This is a genomic window from Pseudomonas neustonica (assembly GCF_003797945.1).
GTDB classification, from domain to species: Bacteria; Pseudomonadota; Gammaproteobacteria; order Pseudomonadales; family Pseudomonadaceae; genus Halopseudomonas; species Halopseudomonas neustonica.
In genome coordinates, this window is sequence record NZ_RKKU01000011.1 from 1 (window position 1) to 14,569 (window position 14,569).

Here is a 14,569-nt window from a genome sequence, read left to right on the forward strand (position 1 = left end):
AAAGGGGGCCGTGTGTCCGGACAACAGGAATTGATCGATTATTGATCAGTCACGGCCGCCAATGAGCGGTAATGGCGGTAACCCGCACAGTCTGCGAGACTTGCTGGGGACCTATGAGAAATCCGGGCTAGAAAGTTGGCATCAGTCAGTGAGTGCAGTACGCATTGGTCAATATTGACTCCGGCAAACAGCACGCTTTTGACGCCCAGGTTACGCAGTATGCTGTCCAGCGGTGTATCCCAGAAGCCACTGATGCGGTACTTGTCGACGCAGATATCGCTGGCGTCGGGGGCTAGTTCGTCGACTACCGCTGCCGCCCACGAATCCTTCTGCAATACGGGCGCGCCGTTGCTGTCCAGCGGATCGCCCAGACCGACGCCTTCGCCACTGTTCTTATATAAGTGAATCTGGTTCGGCGGCATGTTGGCCAGGTCCGGGCGATTTCCCCAATTAACCCAGATGACAGGCACCCCCTTGGCGCGTAGCTCGGGCAGCAGGCCCTGAAGTGGTGCAATAGGCGCTCGATTGGGGCTTGGGTCGGTACCCATCTGATCGACCCAGCCACCGGCTGCGCAAAAGTCATTCTGCATATCGATAACCACGATTGCGCTCTGGCGCAGGTCAATGATGACTGACTGCGGCTCGCACGTGAGCTTAATCCTTACCGGTGCTGCAGGGGCTGGCGTCATGTCGACCAGCTCAACGCTGGCTTGCCAACGATTATTGCTGGCGCTGCCCAGAACGCCATTGCGACTTTTGATCAGCGGCTGAAATTCGGTAGTCATTGAGGTCTCCATTGTCTGGCATGCGGATTGCTTTAGGAAATTAAGTAAACGTTTACTTACTTATTCGAAAACTGCAAAAGGGGTGCCAGAATGTCTAATCTGCAATCGCGTAGTGGAGTTGTGCTGTCTTTTACTGCGGCGCTGTTCATGGGGGCCAGCGCAATTCTTCTGGTACCGCAGGTGCAGGCTGCTGATCAGTTGACGGTGGGTGTGCTGATTCCCGGCTCCAAGTCTGACAAAGGTTGGATGGAGTCAGGCTACGACGGTCTCATGGCCGCCGAGCAGGCCCATGAGGGTGAGATCAAGGTTCAGATGATCGAGAACATCAGCTATGCCGATATGGAGCAGGCGCTGACTAACCTGGCATCGCGCAACGAGCTGGTGATCGGGATCGGTGGTCAGACTCAGGCTGCCGTCTTCAAAGTAGCCAAGCGTTTCCCCAATACGCATTTTTCGATTGTTGGCGGTAATGCGGGCACTGAAGCGCCGAATGTGGCTGGCTACGATGTCAAACAGGCTGAGATCGCCTATGTTGCCGGTGCCGCAGCCGCGATGTTGTCGAAGACCGGTGGCGTAAGCTATGTCGGCGGCATGGAGCTGCCTTCTATCGTCAACGCCGGTACGGAGTTCGGTAATGGCGCTCGCTCAATCAACCCCGATATCAAGTTCATCGAGAACTATACCGGCGACTTCGACAACGTCGCGATGGCCAAGGAAGCGACGCTCGCCGCCATCGCCCAGGGCGCCGATGTGCACTATCACATTCTCAACCTGGGTCTGCGCGGCATGGAGCAGGCAGCCAAGGAGCAGGGCACCCACATCGTCGGCAGCTACACCAACCGTTGCGGCAGCGATCCGCTTTATGTCGGTTACAGCATTACCGGTGTTGGCTATCAGGTGCAGTACGCTATCGATCAGGCAGTTGCCGGCACCTGGGTTCCCGGCTACAAGGCGTTCGGTCTGAATATGGGGCCTGAAGCTGCGGATATGCAGGTCTGTAATGCCACGCCCGAGATGGAAGACAAGCTCGAGCAGATCATGCAGGACATCAAAGACGGCAAGATTTCAGTACTTGAGGGCTGAACATGGAGCACAGCGCCAGCGCCATGCATCAGTCCCAGCAGCATGCAGCCAAGGCCGGTCAGCCCTGGCTGCAGCTGGAATCGATCGGCAAACGCTTCGGCAGTTTTCAGGCTTTGCAGGACGTCGCGCTGCAGATTCGTCCCGGTGAAATCCAGTGTTTACTCGGGGAGAACGGTGCGGGCAAGTCGACCCTCTGTAATCTGATATTTGGCGTACATGAGCCAACCGCCGGACAGATGTTACTCGATGGCGGTGTTTACCAGCCCCAGGGCCCGGCGGATGCCTTCGCCCAAGGCATTGCCATGGTGCACCAGCATTTCAGTCTGGTCTCTGATCTGAGTGTGGTCGACAACCTGTTGCTCGGGCAGGCGCATGGATTTTTACGGCGCGGCGCGATGGCTGACCGGGTTGCGCGCCTGGCCGAGCAGTATGGCTTGCAGTTGGACCCGCACGCACTGATCAGTACGCTCTCGGTGGGCGAACGTCAGCGGGTTGAGATCGTAAAGTGCCTGATGCGTGAACCGCGTCTGCTGGTGCTGGACGAGCCGACGGCGGTACTGCTGCCGGATGAAATTGATGCCTTGTTACGGGTCTGTCGGCGGGTCGCTGCGCAGGGCTGCAGTGTGCTGCTGGTGACGCACAAACTGGCGGAAATAAAGCAGGTGGCTGACCGGGTAACGGTGCTGCGTGGTGGTCGTATTGTGGCGCACTCGGAGCATCCGGCGGACGAGCTGGATGCCCTGGTGCAGGCGATGATTCAGCATGCGCCGGATAGCCCCGCGCGCCCGGCCGCTGCTGCATCCCGGTCACCGCGCCTGCAGGACGAGGTGCTGCAGGTAGATGGCCTGGGTGTTACCGATGTGCAGGGCGTAACGCGTCTGGATAACTTTACGCTGGTGCTCAATCGCGGCGAGATTATCGGCGTGGCCGGCGTTGAGGGTAACGGTCAGAGTGAGCTGGCGTCGGTGCTCTCGGGCATGAGCAGCCCGAGCCGAGGGCGATTTTTCATCAACGGTGAGGAGCTCAGTGGTGCGTCGCCACAAGCGGTTACCCGTGCCGGAGTGGGTGTGGTGCCGGAAGATCGCCATGCAACGGGCTGTATCACCGACCTGAGCCTGGCGGAGAATATTTTCCTCAACCGGCTGCATGAGTTTCAGCGTTGGGGCTGCCTTGATCGCGCGGCAATGCGTGCGGCTGCCAGCGAGCTGATGCGGCGCTTTGACGTGCGTGCTGCCAGTGTCGACAGTCGCTTTGGCGGCCTCTCGGGTGGTAATCAGCAGAAAGCTGTCCTGGCGCGTGAACTTACTCTGCGCAACCTCACTTGTCTGATTGCCTCGCAACCTACACGCGGTCTGGATGTGGGTGCGGTACAGGCGGTATATGGCCATATTCGTGCGGCCCGTGATCAGGGGGTTGGGGTGCTGCTGATTTCCTCAGAACTGGATGAGCTGCTGACTGTGGCTGATCGTATTGTCGTGCTGTATCGCGGGCGCATCATGGGCAGTTGCCCGGCGCAGCCGGATCAGCGTGCTCGTATTGGTGCCATGATGGCGGGACAAACTCCATGAGCCTTTCGTTTTTGCAACGTGTGCCACAGCCGCTGCTGCGGCCATTCATTCCCCTGACCGCGGTGCTCATCGCATTGCTATTTGGTGTCGCCCTGGTAGCTGCGACCGGGGCCTCCGTCAGCGAGGCGCTGGGCGCTTTCGCCGAGGGCGCCTGGGGGTCTCCCTATGCCATTGCCGCGTCGATAAACCGCTCGCTGGTGTTCGCCTTGGTGGGTATCGGTTTTGTCCTGGCCGAGCGTGCCAGGTTAATCAACGTAGGTGGTGAGGGGCAGATTGCAGTGGGTGGCATCGCTGCGACTGCGGTCAGCCTCTACGGTGGCGTAGCCGATCTGCCAATGGGGCTGGCATTTATTCTGCCGTTGCTGGCGGCTGCGCTGGCAGGCGGACTCTGGGGCGGTTTACCGGGCGTGCTCAAGGTCAAGGCCGGTACCAATGAGGTTATCAGCACTCTGATGCTGTCGTTCATTGGCATCTGGTTGCTTTACTGGTGTGTGCAGTCCAGCGCGCTTTTGCGTCAACCCATGTCCAATTCCGGAACATTGCCCGAGTCGCTCGAGATTCCGTCCAGCACCATGCTGCCGTTCTTTTTCGGTGATCCATCAATGCCTTTGCATGTCGGGCTCCCGGCGGTGCTGGTGATTGGCCCCTTGGTTGCGCTGGTGCTGGGGCGCACGCTATTTGGCATGCACCTGCGTTCAGTTGGGCTCAATCAACAGGCCGCACATCGTGCGGGTATGCCGATTGCACGCACGCTTATCCTGGCCATGTTCATCGCCGGCGCGCTGGGTGGTTTGGCTGGCGGCTTTATGTTGCAGGGCGAGCAGTATTCCCTGAAAGCGGGATTTTCCTCTGGCTTCGGTTTTGACGGCCTGGTGGTCGGGCTGTTGGCTCGGGGCTCTATTGCTGGGGTTTTTGCGGGTGCTTTGCTATTCGGCTTCCTGCGCTCGGGGGGGATCTACATGGAAATGGTGGCGCAGGTGCCTTCGGCGCTGGTGCTGGTAGTGCAAGGGGTGATCATTCTCACGCTGGCGGCCGTCACGTTGATTAATCGTCGTGGAGAAGCCGTATGAGCTGGGAAATGATGGCGGTATTCATAGGTTCAACCATACGTCTGGCTGCCCCCTTGCTGCTGAGTGCAACGGGTGAGCTGGTCAGTCAGCGTGCCGGTGTCCTGAACATGAGCCTGGAAGGCATGATGCTGACGGGCGCTTTCGCTGGCGCTCTGGCCTCCTGGTATACCGGTAACCCGTTGATCGGGCTGCTGTTCGGAACCCTCGCTGCCCTGCCAGTCGCGTTGCTGCAGGCGTTCTTCAGTATTACCCTGAAGGCTAATCAGATCGTTACGGGGATCGGCATCAATATTCTCGCGTTGGGTGCGACTACCCTGGCCTATCGAGAAATCTTCGGCAGCCGCTCCAGCGAAGCAATACCGGGTCTGAGCAAGTGGTCACCGCCTGTGCTGCGTGATATTCCGCTGTGGGGGGACCAGGTGTTTGATCAGGTTTGGTTGCTGTATCTGGGCGGGCTGATCATCCTTCTGACGGCGCTGGTAATGCACCGTACTGCACTCGGGCTGGCGCTGCATGCCTGTGGCGCCGAACCTCGAGCGGTCGACAAGTCCGGGCTGTCGGTTGCACGTCTGCGCTATCTGGCGGTCTTGTTCAGTGGTTTGATGGCGGGGCTTGCCGGTTGCTTTATCTCCATCGGAGACATCCATACCTTTACCGAGGGTATGACCAGTGGTGCCGGCTACCTGGCAATTGCCGCTATCATCTTCGGTAACTGGAAGCTCGGTCGTATGGTACTTGCCTGTTTGCTGTTTGGTGCGGCAGCTGCGTTGAAGTTCTTTTTACCGGCGATCGGCATCCAGGTGCCCAATGCGCTGCTGATCATGTTGCCCTACGTGCTGGCGCTGATTGCTGTTGCTGGCCTGATCGGTCGTCAGACCGCGCCGGGCTCGCTGGCTCAGCCCTATAGCCGAAGCTGAACTCACCTCTGATAACTGGATGATCGACATGGAAGCTGCCCCAACCTCCCGCAGCGAAAACAAGCGCTCAAGGCCGCCGCGTAATGCTGCTGCCACACGCCAGCGGATCCTTGCGGCGGCGGTTGGCGAATTCGCGGCCAATGGCTTCAGTGGCGCGCGCATTGAAAATATCGCACGTGCCGGTAAGTCCAACATACGGATGATCTATCACCACTTTGGCAGCAAGGACCAGCTGTATATCGAGGTGCTTGAGCATGTGCTGGATCAGTTGCGTGAAGATGAGCTAGGTCTGGATTTCGAGCACGTCAGTCCGCGCGAGGGCGTGCACCGGATTTTCGACTTCATTCACGGTCACTTTGCCAGTCATCCTGAGCTGATGAGCCTGTTGTCCTCAGAAAACCTTAACAAGGCAGCCTTTCTGCAACGGTCGACGCGCATCCCCGAGCGCGCCTCGCCGGTGATCGCGGCGCTGGCTACCTTGCTGCGGCGTGGCGCTGAGCTTGGGGTTTTTCGATCGGATGTTGATCCCCTGCACCTGTACGTGACTATTGTCAGTCTCGCGTACTTCCATCGCTCGAACGCCTATACCCTGTCACAGATATTTCGGCATGATCTGCTTGATCCTGCATGGCAGCTCCAGCATCGCGAGCAGGCACGCGAAATGGTTTTCGCTTTTCTGGCTCCGGTTAACGCGTAGAGCAAAAAACAAATTCCCATACAGGTTTTCGCTTGAGCTAGGGCGTGAGGCTGGAACGGGTCTTGCTTGCATTGCTAGCAATTAACACAACTATCGCTAGAGAAGAAGAGAGGTTGGCATGTTGGCTGAATCCCGCGCAGGCGTCATTTGTACTCCCCATTCCGAGGCCAGCGCCGCCGGCATGCGTGTTCTGGATGCGGGCGGCACGGCGATTGATGCCATGCTGGCGGCCAGCGCCATGTTGTCAGCGGTCTATCCGCACATGACCGGGCTGGGTGGTGATGCACTGTGGATGATTCATGATCGCCGGGTGCGCACCATTGTGGGGATCGGGCAGGCAGGGCAGGTATTGCCCGATGGCGGCGTGATTGGCTTGCGCGGCCCTAGCGCTGTTGCCACAACGGCCGGTGCGCTGGCCAGTTGGCAGACGGCGCATAACATCAGCCGGGGCGAGTGGAGTTCACGCATGGGCTGGCAAGACTTGCTCGGTGAGGCTGCGCAGGTGGCGCGTGCGGGCGCCGAGGTGAGCGAATCACATTTATTTTGGCAGCAGCAGCGCCAGGCGCTGATCGAAACCCTGCCGGATCTCAAAGCGTTGTGCCAGGTGGGCGGGCGCTGGTTGCAGGCTGGCGATCTTCTGCGTCAGCCGCAGTTGGCCAACACCCTTGAACAGTTGGCTCGCCATGGCGTAGTGGATTTTTACCACGGTGAGCTAGCCAGCGCCTTTGCCGAGTCCTTTAAGCGAATAGGCTGTGGGTTACGCCGTGAAGATCTCGCCGCTACCCGCGCCGAAGAGTGCGCGCCGCTGTCGATTCGCTATCGCCAGGGCACCTTGTATAACGTTGCGCCGCCCTGTCAGGGGCTTTACACCTTGCAGGCGATGGCGGCACTGCAGCACAAGGCGATAGCCGCTTGCGGCAACGGCAGTGCGCGTTATTACCATTACTTGGTCGAGGCGATAAAGCAGGGACTGCTGCGGCGCAATGCCGAGCTCTGTGATCCTGGGTTCGTTGATTGGGACTATGCCGCCAGCCTCTCGGATGCCTGTGGTCGCGATTATGCCGCCATCATCGATGACCAGCGGGCCGCTGCCTGGAGTGAGGAAGGGCGCCCGGCTGATACCATCTGGATGGCCGCGACCGACGCGCAAGGCCGTACCGCCTGCCTGATCCAGAGTCTGTTTCATGACTTCGGCTCTGGCTGCGTAATGGGCGATACCGGTGTGCTCTGGCAAAACCGCGCGGCCGGGTTCAATGCCGACCCGCAGCATGCCAATGCCTGGGCGCCGGGCAAGCGACCGGCGCATACGCTGAACCCGTCTGCTTACCTGGCGGACGATGGCCGACGTTTGTTCTTTGGTACCCAGGGTGGTGATGGTCAGCCGCAAACGCAGATGGTGCTGGCGACGCAGCTAGTGGACTTCGCGCAGCCGATAGACAAGGCGCTGCGTATGCCGCGTTTTCTGCTTGGCCGCAGCTTCTTCGACAGCACCGACAACCTCAAACTGGAGGCCGACATCGATCCTGCGGTAGTGGTCGAACTGGCAGCGTTGGGGCATGAGGTAGAGGGTATTCCTGCGCTAAGCCCCTTTACCGGCCAGGCTGGTGCCATCGCCATCGAAACCGATGGGCGGCGCTATGCGATGCATGATCCGCGCGGGCAGGGGGAAGCCCTAGGTCAGCTCGGCTGAGGGAGCGGGTCGGTTGTATCGGCAGTGTGCGTGGGGTCATAATGCCGCACTGCTAGCCATCGCCCTCCGGCCTACCGCCGGTTGGGATCGACGAGAGAATCATGGTCGCGAAAATCCAAACCACTAAACAGGCCGAAGTGCAGCGTATCTTTGATGCGCTATCGCGGGCCATTGCTCAACATCGTCTGCGTCCCGGTACCCGTCTGGTCGAGGCGCAGATAGTCGAGGCGCTCAAGGCAAACCGTAATCATGTACAGAGCGCGCTGCAGCGGCTGGCGTTGCAACGCATCGTCACCATTGAGCCGAACCGGGGCGCCCTGGTGTCGCAGCCCAGTGCTGGCGAAGCGCGTGATGTGTTTGTGGCGCGCCGCGCCATTGAGCGGGCGATTGTCGAGAGCATTACGCCTGAGGCTATGCGCAAGCATCAGCAGCGAGTCAGCAGCCATGTGAGCAACGAACGCAAGGCAACCGATTCGGATGACCGCCGCGACATTGTGCGCGAGTTGAGCGAGTTTCACCTGATGCTGGGTGACCTCAGCGGTAATCAGGTGCTGAGCGAGATTCTCGCCAACCTTATGGTGCGCAGCTCACTTATCGTATCGCTGTATCAGCGTAACGACGTGCCGTCCTGCGCATCGGATGAGCACGAGGAGATTCTGTCTGCGCTGGCCCAGGGCGACCGTGAGCGCGCTGTGCGGGTCATGATCGAGCACCTCGATGAGCTGGAAAGCCAGCTCGATCTGAGCGAAGCGCCTGATCCCGAGGTTGATTTACGCCAGGCGCTGGCTGACCTCTAAGCCGGGCATCAAGAGCTGCGGCTGCTCCCGGACAAAGGTCTGCCGGCCCGCCTTGAAGCCCATCGACGGGGCTTTGATCTGCGCCACTACAGCTGCCGCTGAGGGCGCGTCAAACACCACAAAGTCCGCCTTGCAGCCGGGCTTGAGTCCATAGTCCGGCAGTCGCAGCAGGCGTGCAGATTCCGTTGAAACCCAAGCCAGGCAGCGTAGCAATTCGGCCTCTGTGCCCAACTGGCTGACGTTGGCAAACAGGTTGGCCTGACGCACCAATGACGCATCGCCGTAGGGCGTAAAAGGGTTGTCGATGTTGTTGGTCGAGAGCGAGCAGGTCACTCCGCACTGATCCAGCTGCGCCAGGGGCGCGAGGCCGCGCGGTTTGTTATGGAAGTGCTCGCGACCAGTAAGAAACAGGTCGGTGCTGGGCAGGCAGGTAACATTGACGCCGGCCTGCGCCAGTTGCGCACCCTTGCGCAGCAGTTCATCGCGCGGCAGCGCCGATAGCTTGGTCACGTGACCCACGGTCACCCGGCCCTGCCAGCCAAAGCGCTCGGTGCAGCTGATGACCTTATTCAGTCCCATTTGGTTGGGGTTGAGGTCAAAGTCGAGGTGAAAGTCCAGATCGCAATCGTGTTCCTGTGCCAGAGCAAACAGCCGTTCAATCTGGCCGTCCGGGTCGCTATCGGTATAGGGGCAGCCGCCGAGCAGGTCTGCACCCTGCTGCAATGCACGCACCAGCAGGGCCTCGGTGCCCGGATTGTTGAGCATACCTTCCTGCGGGAATACGCAAATCTGTAGGCTAATCGCCCACGCGTAGTCTTCACGTAGGCGCTGTACCGCATGCAGCCCGGTCAGGCCGATTTGTGGATCAATCTCCACATGCGTGCGCATGTGCGTAGTGCCTTGAATAATGGCCTGCTCCAGCACCTGCGCGCCGCGCTGATACACGTCGTCTTCGCTGAAGGAGGCCTTGGCCTGCCGGGTCTGCTCGACGGCTTCAGCGAGCGTGCCCTGCTGCAGATGGCAGCGGCTCATGATGCAGGCCTTGTCCAGATGGATGTGGGTTTCCAGCAGGCCGGGCAGCACCAGACGGCCTTTGAGATCGAGGGTGCCGGCTGACTGGCCGGGGCTGAAGCTGCTGACAAAATGTCCGTCTTCGATACGCAGTTCGCACAGTCCACTTTGGTCCGGCAGGCGGGCGTTGATTACCCGTAATACACTCATGCTACTGCTCCTTCGCCCAGATAAGCCGCTTCCAGCGCACTATCCCCGCGCAGTTCTTCGGCGGTGCCGGATTTGACGATGCGACCGGTTTCCAGCACGTAGGCGCGGTCTGCAACCTGTAGCGCCAGGTTGGCCATCTGGTCTACCAGCAGCAGGGTGACGCCTTCGTCGCGCAGCGCCGCCAGGGCGTCGTAGAGTTCACCGATCATGGCCGGCGAGAGGCCAAGCGACGGCTCGTCAAGTAATAGAATCTTTGGCTTGGCCATCAGGCCGCGGCCTACTGCGACCATCTGCTGTTCACCGCCGGACAGCAGCCCGGCCAGGCTATCAATGCGATCACGCAGGCGTGGAAAGCGGCGCAGGATGGCTTCGATCTCGGCATCGGCATCCACCTTGTCGGTGCGCGAAAAGGCGCCGAGCATCAGGTTGTCACGCACGGTCAGCTGCGGGAACATTTGCCGTCCTTCAGGCACCAGCGCCAGACCGCGCGCCGCAATCTGGCTGGCGTCCAGGTGATGGATACTTTCGTCGTCCAGCAGGATAGAGCCGGACGTGGCGGGATGCAGGCCCGCGAGACTTTGCAGGATGCTGGATTTGCCGGCGCCATTGGCGCCAAGAATGGCAATCAGCTCGCCCGGATTGACCACCAGGTTGACCTTGTTGACCACCGGTGCGGCGCCATAGTCCAGCACCAGATCCTTGATATACAGACGTGCGTCACGCGAGCCTTTCCAGGGTTGATCACGTGGCGTTGCCTGATAGCTGGTGCCGCCCAGGTAGGCGGCGATCACGCGCTTGTCCTGGCGTACCTCACTGGCGCTGCCCCAGGCGATCGGGCGGCCGGCATCGAGCACCAGAATACGTTCGGAAACGGCCATCACCAGCGTCATGTCATGCTCGACCAGAATCACCGCAATGCCATAACCCGCCAGCGTATGAAATAGCGCAGCCAGTTGTTGGGTGTCCTGCTGGCCAAGCCCTGCCGCGGGTTCATCCAGCAGCAAAACGCGCGGTCGGGAAGCCAGCGCGCGGGCAATCTCGACCAGCCGACGATCCACGTGCGGCAGCTCATCCGCGAGGCTGTTGACCGAGCCGCGGTAGCCAACCAGGGCCAGCAGCTGCAGCGCCAACGCGCGCTGCTGGTCGCTGGCGCCTTTGACGATATTGCCCAAGTGTCCCTGTTGCATGCCTGCCAATAGGTTGTCGAGCACACTCAGCTCACCAAACAGCTGAGTGGTCTGGTAAGTGCGGGCAATCCCTGCGCGGGCCAGCTTCCACGCGGGGAGGCCGGCCACTTCGGTGTCCAGTTTGATGCTGCCGCTGTTGGGTGCGTAGAAGCCACTGATCATGTTCAGCACAGTGGTTTTACCCGCGCCGTTCGGACCGATAATGCTGGTGATGCTGCCGGGCGGCGCGCTGAAGCTGACGTCCTTGGCTGCCTGCACACCGCCGAAACGGATGCTGATGTCCTTTACTTCAAGCCCCTTGCTGGAAGGCGTTTCGGCGAAAAAGGCACTCAACTGGTCAAGGTCGGGTTGCACCGGTGCGGGTTGTTGCACCGGCTTCAACCACAGCCGCGCCGCGCTACCGAGTACGCCGCGTGGCGCCACCCAGAGCACGCCCAACAGCAGGCCGGAGAAGATCAGCAAACGGTATTCCGCAGCGCCGGACAGCGCCTCTGGCAGCAGTACGATCAGTAGTGCGCCCAGCACCGGACCCATCACGGTGCCAGCGCCGCCCACGATCACCGCCAGGACAAAGAGAATCGACTGGGTAAATGGAAAGGACGCCGGATTGATGAACATCATCAGCGGCGAAACCACCGCGCCCGCCATACCGGTTAGCAGCGCCGAGAGAGCAAAGGCAAGCGTTTTGGTCTGCACCGGGTTGAAGCCCAGTGAGCGTGCGGCGATTTCGGATGCCTTGACCGCGCGCATGGCGCGGCCCCAACCGCTGTTGCGCAGCAGCTGGAAAAATACCAGCGCGCCGAGCATCAGCGCCGTGGAGATCAGTGCCAGTAATACGGCTGGATCGGTGTCGCCCAGGCTGGGCATGGGAATGCCCATCAGCCCATTGGCGCCGCCAGTCAGGCTGCGCCACTCTACCAGCCCGTGATGTACTACCAGGGCAAAGGCAATGGTGATCATCGCGAGATAAGGCCCGTTGACCCGCAGTGCCGGAATCGCCAGCAGACCGCCAGCGATGGCACACACCAGCCCGGCGGCAGGCAGCGCCAGCCAGAGTGAAACGCCCTGCATGGTCAGCAACGCCGACACGTAAGCGCCAATGGCGTAAAAGGCGATGTGCCCGAAAGAAATCTGCCCGCTCAACCCAATCAGGATATTCAGGCCAACGCCGACGACGACGGTCAGCGCAAAGAAGCTGAATACCAGCAGGGAGTAGCTGTCGAGCATGAAGGCCATGATTACGCTGGCGATACCCAGAGCTGACACGCCGCTGGCCAGCAGGGTTTTGCTGTGTTTGCTCATACCTTCACCATTGTCTTGCTGCCAAACAGGCCGTTAGGGCGTAATGCGAGCGCCAGAATAACCAGTCCGAACGTGAAAATTTGCGTAAAGGCAGAGCCGAAGTAAATGGTCACCAGAGCCTCTACCAGACCAAACAGCAGGCCCGCGAGAAAGACGCCGCTGGCGCTGGATATACCGCCCAGAATGGCTACGGCAAACGCCTTGAGGCCAAATAACGTGCCCATCTCGGCACTCACGTTGAACAGCGGCGCGATCAGCATGCCGGCAATCGCTGCGAATACCGCTGAGACGGCAAAGGCGATAGCCACCACGCGATTGACGCGGATGCCCATCAACATGGCGGCTTGCGGATTTTGCACGCAGGCCTCCAGCACTTTGCCAAGCCGGGTGTAACGGCGCACCAGTAACAGCGCGAGGGCAATCGCAGCGCCGATCACCGGGATCAGCATCTGCAATACGGAAATATTGGCGCCCAACAGGGTGACGCCGGTGTTGGTTAGCTCGGAGGTGAATTGCCTTGGCTCCTTGCCGAAGGTGAACATGGCCAGGTTGTCGACCAGAATACCCGCCGCCACTGTCGCCATCAGCCAGGCTTCAGAGCCGCGTGAGCTGAACGGTCGGACCAGAAAGCGCTCGACCGCCAGCCCATATACCGCACACAGCGTCAGGGTCATGGGGACCGCCAGCCAGATCGGCCAGCCCCAGGTGATGTAAAAGCTGTAACCCAGTACAGCGCCCACCATCATCGCGCTGCCCTGGGCGAAGTTCACCGTGCGCGAGACCACGTAGGTAATATGAAAGCCCAGCGCGAGCAGGGCATACATACTGCCCAGGCCGAGACCGCTGATAAGGGCGGCGGTAATCATCTGCATGCTCCTTTAAGGCGGCGCCAGTTATTGCGCGCCACCGGATTACGGTTTACAGGTCAGGGTTTGACTGGAACGATGCTGCCGTCGACAAAGTGCGTGAAGATGTAATCCTGCGGCCCCAGCGCATCGTGCTGCTCGGTAGTGAAGGGCTGTTTGTAGTCCTTGATCAGGCCCTGGTACTCGTCAATCGCATAGAACCCGTCGCGTACTGCTGGGCCCTCGGTGTTTCCGGCCTGTTCGATTGCCAGTGCCGCCAGGTGCATACCGTCGTAGGCATTGGCTATACCCACAGCAGGGGTAATGTCAGCCAGCGTTTCGATCTCGGGATAGGTGGATTTCAGCGCGCTCAGCACCTGGTCACCCTTGGCACTGTTGTGTTCGGTAAACACATAGGTCTGGATGAAGTGCACACGGCTGGCATTCGGACCGGCCAGCTCACTGAAACGACCACCGGCCGGACCCCAGTGCGAGACCACGGGTACGTCCCACTCCATGCGGTCTAGCGACTTGACCACTTGCGCGGAGGGGCCGACGTTGCCGACCATCAGCAGGGTATCGGCACCGGCGTTTTTCAGGCGGGTCAGCTGGGGGATCACGTCCAGGTCGCTGGACTCAATCCGCTCGATACCGGCGTAAGGCATGTCGCGGGTTTCCAGCGCATGACGAAAGCCCTTTTCGTTGGATTCGCCCCAGGGGTTGTTGATCAGCAGCATGCCGGGCTTCTGCATGTTGTATTCATCAATGCCGTACTGCACCAAGGCTTCATCGACGATCTCGTCCATGGCTGAAACGCGAAACACATAGTTGTCCTCTGCGCCGTTATGCGTGATCCCGGTGCCAGCAGCCCAAATGCCCATGAATGGCACTTTCATCTGGTTAGCCAGTGGCACAATGGCCAGGGAAACCGGCGTATCCAGACCACCAAAAAGCACGGTCACCTCTTCCCGCTGTATCAGCTCACGGGCGGCCAGCATGCCCTTGGCCGGGTTGCTTTCGTCATCGCGGCGGATCAGCTCAACCGGTTGCCCGAGAATGCCGCCAGCGGCGTTGATTTCGTCGATGGCGATAGTCAGACCACGGGTCAGCGCCTCCCCCGATTTGGCTGATTGACCGGACAGTGCGGCAACCAGGCCCACCTTTATTGCCTCGGCGGCTTGTGCCGGGCTCAGTACCAGCAGGCTTAAAGCAGTGACTGCAGCGGCTTGCGGCCAGCGGCGGCGCAGTGGTTTGAGTAGCTTGAACATATGTTTCTCCTGGATGGCTAGCATTTGTACGATATTTGCTAGCAAAATAGAGGCCATGCTTGAAAAGCGCATAAAACCGCATTTTCAGCAGGTTTTCTGCGTTTTTTTGCACTCACGTGGTGCGTTGTGCACTGAATGC

The 14,569-nt window shown here is 60.1% G+C and carries 12 protein-coding genes; 7 read left to right on the forward strand and 5 right to left on the reverse strand.

The window, feature by feature from the left end:
• Nucleotides 1–38: 38 nt before the first annotated feature.
• Nucleotides 39–785, reverse strand: a complete 747-nt coding sequence (locus EF096_RS10265) for a cysteine hydrolase family protein (RefSeq protein WP_123889540.1) — start codon at nucleotides 783–785, stop codon at nucleotides 39–41.
• Between the two features lie 90 nt (nucleotides 786–875).
• Between EF096_RS10265 and EF096_RS10270 the strand changes: the two genes are divergently transcribed.
• From EF096_RS10270 to EF096_RS10300, 7 genes are all read left to right on the forward strand, one after another.
• Nucleotides 876–1,868, forward strand: a complete 993-nt coding sequence (locus EF096_RS10270; protein WP_123889541.1) for a BMP family protein — start codon at nucleotides 876–878, stop codon at nucleotides 1,866–1,868.
• A gap of 2 nt (nucleotides 1,869–1,870) precedes the next feature.
• Nucleotides 1,871–3,436: an ABC transporter ATP-binding protein gene (locus tag EF096_RS10275; RefSeq protein WP_218565728.1), complete on the forward strand. Its 1,566-nt coding sequence runs from the start codon at nucleotides 1,871–1,873 to the stop codon at nucleotides 3,434–3,436.
• A complete protein-coding gene (locus EF096_RS10280; RefSeq protein WP_123889542.1) occupies nucleotides 3,433–4,506 on the forward strand; it encodes an ABC transporter permease in 1,074 nt (357 codons plus the stop codon). The genes EF096_RS10275 and EF096_RS10280 overlap by 4 nt, the downstream gene beginning before the upstream one ends.
• Nucleotides 4,503–5,423 (forward strand): ABC transporter permease, encoded by a 921-nt coding sequence (locus tag EF096_RS10285; protein ID WP_123889543.1) that lies wholly within the window; start codon nucleotides 4,503–4,505, stop codon nucleotides 5,421–5,423. The genes EF096_RS10280 and EF096_RS10285 overlap by 4 nt, the downstream gene beginning before the upstream one ends.
• Nucleotides 5,424–5,451: 28 nt before the next feature.
• Nucleotides 5,452–6,120, forward strand: a complete 669-nt coding sequence (locus EF096_RS10290) for a TetR family transcriptional regulator (RefSeq protein ID WP_123889544.1) — start codon at nucleotides 5,452–5,454, stop codon at nucleotides 6,118–6,120.
• Between the two features lie 118 nt (nucleotides 6,121–6,238).
• Nucleotides 6,239–7,810 carry a gamma-glutamyltransferase family protein gene (locus EF096_RS10295; RefSeq protein ID WP_123889545.1) on the forward strand — a complete coding sequence of 524 codons (1,572 nt, stop codon included), beginning with the start codon at nucleotides 6,239–6,241 and terminating at the stop codon, nucleotides 7,808–7,810.
• A gap of 101 nt (nucleotides 7,811–7,911) precedes the next feature.
• Complete coding sequence (locus tag EF096_RS10300; protein ID WP_123889546.1) at nucleotides 7,912–8,607, forward strand: GntR family transcriptional regulator; 696 nt, start codon at nucleotides 7,912–7,914, stop codon at nucleotides 8,605–8,607.
• Here the strand turns inward: EF096_RS10300 and EF096_RS10305 are convergent.
• The 4 genes from EF096_RS10305 to EF096_RS10320 are packed head-to-tail and all read right to left on the reverse strand — an operon-like array spanning nucleotide 8,581 to nucleotide 14,430.
• Nucleotides 8,581–9,828, reverse strand: a complete 1,248-nt coding sequence (locus EF096_RS10305; protein ID WP_123889547.1) for an amidohydrolase family protein — start codon at nucleotides 9,826–9,828, stop codon at nucleotides 8,581–8,583. The two genes, EF096_RS10300 and EF096_RS10305, sit on opposite strands and share 27 nt — an antisense overlap.
• Entirely contained in the window at nucleotides 9,825–12,317 is a 2,493-nt protein-coding gene (locus EF096_RS10310; protein WP_123889548.1) for a branched-chain amino acid ABC transporter ATP-binding protein/permease, read from the reverse strand. Before EF096_RS10310 ends, EF096_RS10305 begins: the two co-directional genes overlap by 4 nt.
• Nucleotides 12,314–13,183 (reverse strand): branched-chain amino acid ABC transporter permease, encoded by an 870-nt coding sequence (locus EF096_RS10315; RefSeq protein WP_123889549.1) that lies wholly within the window; start codon nucleotides 13,181–13,183, stop codon nucleotides 12,314–12,316. The genes EF096_RS10310 and EF096_RS10315 overlap by 4 nt, the downstream gene beginning before the upstream one ends.
• Nucleotides 13,184–13,242: 59 nt before the next feature.
• Nucleotides 13,243–14,430 (reverse strand): ABC transporter substrate-binding protein, encoded by a 1,188-nt coding sequence (locus EF096_RS10320; protein WP_123889550.1) that lies wholly within the window; start codon nucleotides 14,428–14,430, stop codon nucleotides 13,243–13,245.
• Nucleotides 14,431–14,569 lie beyond the last annotated feature (139 nt).